The sequence below is a fragment of the Pseudonocardia hispaniensis genome (assembly GCF_042658695.1).
In the GTDB taxonomy this organism is placed as follows: Bacteria; Actinomycetota; Actinomycetes; order Mycobacteriales; family Pseudonocardiaceae; genus Pseudonocardia; species Pseudonocardia hispaniensis.
This window is the reverse complement of record NZ_JBHSQW010000030.1, coordinates 52065-59347: the sequence shown is the minus strand read 5'-3', so window position 1 is coordinate 59347 and position 7283 is coordinate 52065. Positions and strand designations below refer to the sequence as shown.

Here is a 7283-nt window from a genome sequence, read left to right as displayed (position 1 = left end):
CACAGGGGCGGGTGGGCTGGGAAAATGTCCGGATTCTCCGCCGATCAGCCCACACTGGACCTGATCGCGGTCCGCTGTGGATGCGATGAGGGCCGGTCCGTGGCACGGTGGAGGGATGGTCGGCCCTGTCGCTGTCAACGCCACCGCCGCGTCCCTGCTCGGGCTGCTGCACGATGGACCGATGACGGGCGGCCAACTGGTGGCCGCGGCCGGCGAACAGTTCGGTTCGTTCTTCTCGGTGACCCGCAGCCAGGTCTACCGTGAGTTGCCCGCGCTCGCCGAGGCAGGTCTGCTGCGGCTGGGCAAGCAGGGGCCGCGCGCGTCGCAGCAGTATGTGATCACCGCGGCCGGAAAGCGCGCGTTCAAGGCGTGGCTCGTCTCCGGCGGCGGTTCCGACGCCTTGCGTAGCCCGCTGGTGCTGCGGGTGCTGCACGCCGGGATGCTGACGGCCAAACAGCGGACCGAGCTGATCCGCATTGCTCGGCTGGACTACGCGGCCCGGCTGGACGCCGCCCGCAGCGCGGCCCGCGGCGAGACCGACCCGTATCGCAAGGCAGTCGCCGACTTCACCGTCGCGCACACCAGGGCCATGGTGAAGCTGCTGGACTCCATCCCGCTCGAGTAGCCCCGGTGCGTACCCTGGACGGTTGTGAACCCCGACGTCGCAGCCGATCTGAAGGACCTCGCCGGAACCCTCGCCGGCATCGAGGCGGTGACCGACCTGCCCGCGCTGCGCGCCGAGATCGCCGACCTGTCCGAGCAAGCCGGTCAGCCCGACCTGTGGAACGACACCGAGGTCGCGCAGAAGGTGACCAGCCGGCTCGCGCACGCCCAGGGCGAGCTGCGCCGGATCGAGGAGCTGCGCCGCAGGCTCGACGACCTGCCGGTGCTGTACGAGCTGGCCGAGGAGGAGGGTGACGAGGCGGCGGTCGCCGACGCCGACGCCGAGCGCCGCACGCTTCGCGAGGAGATCGCCTCCCTCGAGGTCCGCACGTTGCTCTCGGGCGAGTACGACGCGCGCGAGGCGCTGGTGACGATCCGGGCCGAGGCGGGCGGCGTCGACGCCGCCGACTTCGCCGAGATGCTCATGCGGATGTACCTGCGCTGGGCCGAGCGGCACGGCTACGGCGTCGATGTCTACGACACCTCCTACGCCGAGGAGGCGGGGATCAAGTCGGCGACGTTCCAGGTGCGCGCGCCGTTCGCCTACGGGACGCTCTCGGTCGAGCAGGGGACGCACCGGCTGGTGCGGATCTCGCCGTTCGACAACCAGGGCCGCCGCCAGACCTCCTTCGCCGGGGTCGAGGTGGCGCCGGTCGTCGAGTCGAGCGACCACGTGGAGATCGACGAGAAGGACCTGCGGGTGGACGTGTACCGCTCGTCGGGGCCGGGCGGGCAGGGGGTCAACACCACCGACTCCGCGGTGCGGCTCACCCACCTCCCCACCGGGATCGTGGTCTCCTGCCAGAACGAGCGCTCCCAGCTGCAGAACAAGGCCACCGCGATGGCGGTGCTGCAGGCCAAGCTGCTGGAGCGGCGCCGCCAGGAGGAGCAGGCCAAGATGGACGCGCTGAAGGACACCGGCTCGTCCTGGGGCAACCAGATGCGCTCCTATGTGCTGCACCCGTACCAGATGGTCAAGGACCTGCGCACCGAGTACGAGGTGGGCAACCCGAGCACGGTGCTCGACGGCGAGATCGACGGGTTCATCGAGGCCGCCATCCGCTGGCGGCGCACCCAGACCGCCGGGGCGTAGCGGCCCGCCGACCCGGCGAGCGGTAACGTCCGCGTCCGTGATCCGCCTGGAACGCGTCACCAAGATGTACAAGACCTCGACGCGCCCTGCCCTCGACTGCGTCTCGGTGTCCATCGAGAAGGGTGAGTTCGTGTTCCTCATCGGGCCATCCGGCTCGGGGAAGTCGACGTTCCTCCGCCTCCTGCTGCGCGAGGACGTCCCGACCAGGGGCACCATCTTCGTCGCCGACCTCAACGTCGCGAGGCTGCCCCGTCGCCGGGTGCCGCGGTTGCGCCAGCGCATCGGCTGCGTGTTCCAGGACTTCCGGCTGCTGCCGAACAAGACGGTCGGCGGGAACGTCGCGTTCGCCCTCGAGGTGATCGGCAAGCCGGGGGCGACGATCCGCAAGGTCGTCCCCGAGGTGCTCGAGCTGGTCGGGCTGGAGGGCAAGGCCGACCGGATGCCGCACGAGCTCTCCGGCGGTGAGCAGCAGCGGGTCGCGATCGCCCGGGCGTTCGTCAACCGGCCGCTGGTTCTGCTGGCCGACGAGCCGACCGGCAATCTCGACCCCGATATCAGCCAGGACATCATGCTGCTGCTCGAGCGGATCAACCGCACCGGGACGACGGTCCTGATGGCCACTCACGATCATTCCATCGTCGACTCGATGCGCCGCCGCGTCGTTGAGCTCGACCTCGGACAGGTCGTCCGCGACGAGTCGCGCGGTGTCTACGGCGTGGGGCGGTAGCGATGCGGACGGACTTCGTCGCGCGGGAGGTCCTCACCGGCCTGCGGCGCAACGTCACGATGACCGTGGCCATGGTCCTGACCACGGCGATCTCGCTGGGGCTGGTCGGCATGGGCCTGCTTGCGGTGCGAACGATCGACGCCACCGAGTCGTTGTACAGCGATCGGCTCGAGGTGCAGGTCGCTCTGACCCAGGATGTGTCGGCGGCCGACCCCGATTGCAGCCAACCCATCTGCAGCGGGCTCAAGGCGACGCTGGAGAACTCGCCGCTGGTCGCGTCGGTACGGTTCGAGAGCCAGCAGCAGGCGTACGAACGGTTCCAGGAGCTGTTCGCCGGGCAGTCGATCGCCGAGATCGCGCGGCCGCAGTCGCTGCCGGCGACGCTGCGGGTGAAGCTCACCGACCAGGACGCCGGCGCCGAGGCGGTGCGCCAGGCGATGGCAGACCAGGTCGGCGTCCGCACCGTGATCGACCAGCGCGCCGTCGTCGCCAAGCTGTTCGACTTCCTCGCCGGCGTCCGCAACGTGACGTTCGCGCTGGCGCTCGTGCAGGCGGTCGCGGCGCTGCTGCTGATCTCCAACACGATTCAGGTCTCGGCCTACACCCGCCGGGCCGAGGTCGGCGTCATGCGCCTCGTCGGGGCCACCCGCTGGTACACCCAGCTGCCGTTCCTCATCGAAGCGGTGGTGACGGGCGTCGTCGGCGCCGTGCTCGCCTCGATCGGGCTGATCGCGGCGAAGTTCCTGTTCATCGACGAGCTGCTCGCAGGTATCGCGCAGAACGGCGTGATCCCCCCGATCGGCCTGCTCGACGTCGTCCAGACCTCGCTGTACCTGCTGCCGATCGGCGCCTTCATCGCCGGCATCACGGGGTATGTGACGCTGCGACTTTATGTGAAGGTCTGATCCTTCGCCTGTCCACGTAGGCTGGACGCGTGAAGGAGAAAGGCCGCAAGGTGATCGCGCAGAACCGCCGGGCGCGACACGACTACGCCATCCTCGACACCTACGAGGCCGGGATCGCCCTGATGGGTACCGAGGTCAAGAGCCTTCGCCTCGGCCGGGCCTCGCTGGCCGACGCCTTCGCCACCGTCGATGACGGCGAGGTGTGGCTGCGCGGGTTGCACATCCCCGAGTACACCCAGGGCAGCTGGACCAACCACGAACCGCGGCGGACCCGCAAGTTGCTGCTGCACCGCGGCGAGATCGAACGTCTCATCGGCAAGATCCGCGAGGGCGGCCTGACGCTGGTGCCGATGTCGCTGTACTTCAGCGATGGCAAGGTCAAATGCGAGCTGGCGCTGGCGCGCGGCAAGAAGAGCTACGACAAACGCAGCGACCTCGCCAAGCGCGACGCCGATCGGGAGATCCAGCGGGCGTACGGGCGGGCCGCCAAGGGCCGGGCGAGGGCGTTGCGGTGACGACGAGCCTGCCGGTTCCGCCCGTCGACGACGACGACGTCCGCCGGTTCACCGCCGAGCTCGGCCTGCCCGGGATCGTCGACGCCCACGTGCATTTCCTGCCCGAGCAGGTCATGCGCAAGGTGTGGGCCTATTTCGACGAGGCCGAGACGCATTACGGCACGTCGTGGCCAGTCTGGTATCGCACCCCGGAACCCGACCGGGTCGCGACCCTGGAGAAGCTGGGCGTGCGCGCGTTCGCGCCGCTGGTCTATCCGCACAAGCCGGGAATGGGTCGCTGGCTCACCGAGTGGGTCACCGAGTTCGCCGAGGCCACCCCGGCGGCGGTGCCGACCGCGACGCTCTACCCCGAGCCGGACGTCGTCGACTACCTGGGCGCGGCCCTCGAGGCGGGGGCGCGGGCGGTGAAGGTGCACGTGCAGGTCGGCGCGTTCGATCCACGCGAGGAGTTGCTGAGCCCCGCGTGGGGGCTGCTCGCCGAGGCCGGGGTGCCCGCGATCGTGCACTGCGGGCACGGTCCGATTCCCGGCGCGCACACCGGTCTCGACGTGTTCGGCGAGGTCCTCGCCGCTCATCCACGACTGACGGCCGTGCTCGCGCATGCCGGTATGCCCGACTTCGTCGAGGCACTCGACCTGGTGCGCCGCTACGAGCGGGTGTATCTCGATACGACGATGGTGGGCACCGCCTTCAGCGAACGCACCGCGCCGCTGCCGCCGGACTGGCCCGCACGTCTCGTCGATGTCGCGGACCGGGTGGTGCTGGGCACGGACTTCCCCAACATCCCCTATCCGTATGTGGAGCAGCTGAGGGCCATCGCGGGCTGGGCTGCGGCCGATGACCGGCTCGGGGCGGACTTCCTGCGGGCGGTGCTGTACGGCACGCCGGCGCGGCTGCTGGGGCTGTAACCGGAATGATCCGGGACCCCGGGAGGGTTATACTCGGCGTCCTGTCCAGCTCGGGCAGACCGAGGGGGTGAACGGTTTCGACTCCGGATGTTGATCAAGGGGAAGCGTGTCGAGGAAGGCGACGATGATCTCGTTAACCATGCGTCGCAAAAAAATAAGTGCCGCTGATAAGCGCACTGCGTACGCCCTCGCCGCCTGAGGCAGGAGCGTCGCTGTCGGCCCGGGAGCGTTCCCGACCCGGTAGCCGGCATCAGCTAGGGAACTCACCGTGCGGTTCGGTCGCGGGGCCGCACGGGACATCGAACAGCGACTGGGATCGTCACATCGGCAGGTTCGCATGACCGATGGGTCCGAGTAGAGGCGACGCGGACTGCGCACGGAGAAGCCCTTGTGACGCGACGGAGGACCCGGGTTCGATTCCCGGCACCTCCACCAGGAGCGGCGGTCCCGGACACGGGGCCGCCGCTCTCGTGTGGGCGCAACCGATCAGGGGCGGACGGGCATCTCTCGGTCGGCGAGAGCGTGACCGGCGGCGACGATGGCGAAGTCGAGTGCGATACGAGCCTCCCGTAGCGCATCGGCGATCCGGCGGGCGCCGGTGTCGTTGATGCCTCGGGCGGCGGCCGCGGAGACGGCGCCCTCCAGTGCGGCGAGCAGCGGGGCGGTGGCGTCGTGGACCAGCCCAGCGGCGCTCGTCGCGTGATGGCGCGACGGCACCCAGCCGGCGAGGTCGGCGTCAGGGTGTGGGCCGGTCCCGATCCGACCCGCGGGGGGCAGGGCTGTGACGGTCATGGCGGATTCGGCTCTCCGGGTCGATGGCGGCGGTCTCGGAACTGTCGTCCGACAGGGGAAAGCCTGCGCCGCGCCACCAGCCCGGACCAGCTTGTTCTCCCTACCTTCCGGGGGGGTCGGCCCGACCGTCGGCGGCGGGACAACCCCACCCTGGCGCCCCGATCTGCGACCCGCCGCCCGGCGTGTCGAGGACGGCCTTCGCGACCTCGGCGGTGCCCGCCGACCGGCGAGGTCCGGAGTGCGCACGTCGGCTTCGCGCCAGCCTCGCATTCGTGACGGTCCGGAATCCCGTAGCGTCGCTAACGGACTTCACGAGGAGGACCTGAGTGGCCGTCGACGAGAACTCGGACGCACCCACCGCCGCGCGGACGCGGCTGCCCCGGGAGATCTGGGTGCTGGTGGGTGCGGCGTTCGTGATCGCGATCGGGTTCGGCCTGGTGGCTCCCGCCCTGCCCGCCTTCGCCCGCAGCTTCGACGTCGGCGTCACGGCCGCGTCGTTCGTGATCAGCCTGTTCGCGGTGTTCCGGCTGGGGTTCGCGCCCATCAGCGGACGGCTGGTAGCCCGGTTCGGGGAGCTGCGCATCTACGTGGTCGGGCTGTGCATCTCGGCGCTGTCCAGCGGTGCCTGCGCGTTCGCCGCGGACTACTGGCAGCTGCTGTTCTTCCGGGCGTTCGGCGGCATCGGTTCGACGATGTTCACGGTGTCGGCCATTTCGCTGCTCGTCCGGCTCGCGCCGCCCCAGGCGCGTGGGCGGGCCTCCGGGATGTGGGCCACCGGGTTCCTGCTCGGCAACATCGCGGGCCCGATGCTCGGCGGGGTGCTCGTCACGATCAGTCTGCGGGCCCCGTTCTTCGTGTACACGGTCGCGCTGGTCGTCGCGCTGGTGCTGTCCGGGCTGATGCTGCGCGGCCGGACCGGGGGCTCGCCCGCGAACGATCCGGACGCGGCCCCGGCGGCGAGTTTTCGCGTCGCGTGGCGGCATCCGGCCTTCCGGGCCGCGCTCGCGGCCAGCTTCGCCAACGGCTGGACGGTCTTCGGGGTGCGGGTCGCACTCGTGCCACTGTTCGTGGTCGAGGCACTGCGCCAACGCGAGGACTGGGCCGGCTACGCGCTCGCCGTGTTCGCGGTGGGCAACGCCGCCGCGCTGATGGTCTCCGGCCGGCTCGCCGATCGGCACGGTCGCCGGCCGCCGGTGATGGCCGGGCTGGTGGTGACAGCGGTGGGCACAGGCGTACTCGGGCTGATCGGATCACTGCCGCTGTTTCTCGTCGTGTCGATGGTCTGCGGGGCCGGTAGCGGACTGGTGAACCCACCGATGACGGCGGTCGTCGCGGACGTGATCGGGTCGAAGGCCCGTGGCGGCCCGGTGCTGGCCGGGTTCCAGATGGCCGCCGACGTCGGCGCGATCCTCGGCCCGGTGCTGGCCGGCGCCGTGGCCGAGGTGAGCGGGTTCGCGGCGGCGTTCGTGCTGACCGGTGCGGTGTCGGCGCTGGCGTTGCTGTTCTGGCTGCGCGCACCGGAGACGCTGCCCGGCCGCTCCTCGGCCGCTGTCGATGCCTCCGCGGCGGCCGCGGTCAGCGATGGGCTGACCGTGCCGCGTCCCCAGGGCCGCGACACCGGCCCGTCGTCCTGACAGGAGCCGCTCGCGTCGGGGCCCTCGGGAAGCGTCGATAGGCTGA

Annotated in this window: 8 protein-coding genes and 1 other RNA gene; 8 read left to right on the top strand and 1 reads right to left on the bottom strand. The window is 70.6% G+C overall.

Features of this window, described 5'->3' with window-relative positions; genetic code table 11:
* Positions 1-115 precede the first annotated feature (115 nt).
* The 7 genes from ACFQE5_RS14165 (at position 116) to ssrA (ending at position 5246) form a co-directional block, all read left to right on the top strand.
* Complete coding sequence (locus ACFQE5_RS14165; protein WP_379585374.1) at positions 116-625, top strand: PadR family transcriptional regulator; 510 nt, start codon at positions 116-118, stop codon at positions 623-625.
* 24 nt (positions 626-649) lie between these two features.
* The gene (prfB, locus tag ACFQE5_RS14160) at positions 650-1756 is read left to right on the top strand and encodes a peptide chain release factor 2 (RefSeq protein WP_379585373.1); all 1107 of its coding nucleotides are present in this window, start codon (positions 650-652) and stop codon (positions 1754-1756) included.
* Between the two features lie 37 nt (positions 1757-1793).
* On the top strand, positions 1794-2483 hold the full coding sequence (gene ftsE, locus ACFQE5_RS14155; RefSeq protein WP_379585372.1) for a cell division ATP-binding protein FtsE: 690 nt from the start codon (positions 1794-1796) through the stop codon (positions 2481-2483).
* 2 nt (positions 2484-2485) lie between these two features.
* Positions 2486-3388 (top strand): permease-like cell division protein FtsX, encoded by a 903-nt coding sequence (ftsX, locus tag ACFQE5_RS14150; protein WP_379585371.1) that lies wholly within the window; start codon positions 2486-2488, stop codon positions 3386-3388.
* 29 nt (positions 3389-3417) lie between these two features.
* Positions 3418-3903, top strand: coding sequence for an SsrA-binding protein SmpB (smpB, locus tag ACFQE5_RS14145; RefSeq protein ID WP_379585370.1), 486 nt, complete (start codon positions 3418-3420; stop codon positions 3901-3903).
* Positions 3900-4811, top strand: coding sequence for an amidohydrolase family protein (locus tag ACFQE5_RS14140; protein ID WP_379585369.1), 912 nt, complete (start codon positions 3900-3902; stop codon positions 4809-4811). The genes smpB and ACFQE5_RS14140 overlap by 4 nt, the downstream gene beginning before the upstream one ends.
* Before the next feature lie 63 nt (positions 4812-4874).
* Positions 4875-5246, top strand: a transfer-messenger RNA (tmRNA) gene (gene ssrA, locus ACFQE5_RS14135).
* A gap of 51 nt (positions 5247-5297) precedes the next feature.
* On the opposite strand, the gene ACFQE5_RS14130 is transcribed toward ssrA, so the two are convergent.
* A complete protein-coding gene (locus ACFQE5_RS14130; protein ID WP_379585368.1) occupies positions 5298-5603 on the bottom strand; it encodes a hypothetical protein in 306 nt (101 codons plus the stop codon).
* 326 nt (positions 5604-5929) lie between these two features.
* Here ACFQE5_RS14130 and ACFQE5_RS14125 point away from each other — a divergent pair, with 326 nt between their 5' ends.
* Positions 5930-7237 (top strand): MFS transporter, encoded by a 1308-nt coding sequence (locus ACFQE5_RS14125; RefSeq protein WP_379585367.1) that lies wholly within the window; start codon positions 5930-5932, stop codon positions 7235-7237.
* The last annotated feature ends 46 nt before the right edge of the window (positions 7238-7283 follow it).